This window comes from Bacillus sp. LR--39 (genome assembly GCF_053613335.1).
This window is the reverse complement of record NZ_JBSIOT010000610.1, coordinates 1-834: the sequence shown is the minus strand read 5'-3', so window position 1 is coordinate 834 and position 834 is coordinate 1. Positions and strand designations below refer to the sequence as shown.

The following is an 834-nucleotide window of genomic DNA, read 5'->3' as shown; positions in this document are numbered from 1 at the left end:
AGGGTTAACCGCTGATTTTTGCCGTATCCAAGCTATACATTATTTTTTCATCAGGAGACAGATAATTGATGGACGATCCCAAGCTTACATTTAGCAGACAACGCAAATATTTATTGTTCATTTTGGCAGTGTATGTACTGGGTTATGGTTTAACAGCGTATAAAACCGTTTTTTTAGGTCTTATTCTGGGAACTGTTTTCAGTTTGTTTAATTTTTTACTGCTCGTCAGAAGAATGAATGCTTTTGACAGAGCTGTTGAGAAAGGAAAGTCCATACGATCTCTCGGGAGCGCAGCGCGGTGGTGCAATGCGATTCTTGCTGTGGCTGTTGCCTATAAAAATCCCGAATACTTTCATATGGCAAGTACAGTTATTGGATTAATGACAATATACCCTGTCATTATGATAGATTCCTTTATCCAGCTTAAACGTTCATCAATGGAAGAGAGGTGAAAACCCTTTGAATCATGGTTACAGAACTATAGAATTTCTAGGTCTTACTTTTAATCTGACAAACATTCTGATGATTACTGTGGCGAGTGTGATTGTTTTATTGATTGCTATATTGACGACAAGAACGCTTTCGATCCGTCCCGGAAAAGCCCAGAACTTTATGGAATGGATTGTTGATTTCGTACGCAATATTATTGGCAGTACAATGGATTTAAAAACAGGGGCTAACTTCTTGGCACTTGGTGTCACATTGCTGATGTACATATTTGTGTCGAATATGCTGGGGCTGCCGTTCTCTATTACAATCGGACATGAGCTCTGGTGGAAGTCTCCGACAGCCGATCCTGCCATTACATTAACGCTAGCCGTGATGGTTGTTGCT

General features: G+C 40.0%; 2 protein-coding genes. Both read left to right on the top strand.

All coding sequences use genetic code 11. The features are described 5' to 3' along the window. The first annotated feature begins 68 nt into the window (after positions 1-68). Entirely contained in the window at positions 69-452 is a 384-nt protein-coding gene (atpI, locus tag ACWHAR_RS25285; protein ID WP_003243159.1) for an ATP synthase subunit I, read from the top strand. Positions 453-459: 7 nt separating this feature from the next. Further along, a partial coding sequence (locus ACWHAR_RS25280) for a F0F1 ATP synthase subunit A (RefSeq protein ID WP_452088211.1) occupies positions 460-834 on the top strand: 375 nt, incomplete at its 3' end.

Bases quoted from the DNA above. Each gene is read 5' to 3' on its own strand.
- atpI (WP_003243159.1), top strand. From the start codon at position 69: ATGGACGATCCCAAGCTTACATTTAGCAGACAACGCAAATATTTATTG.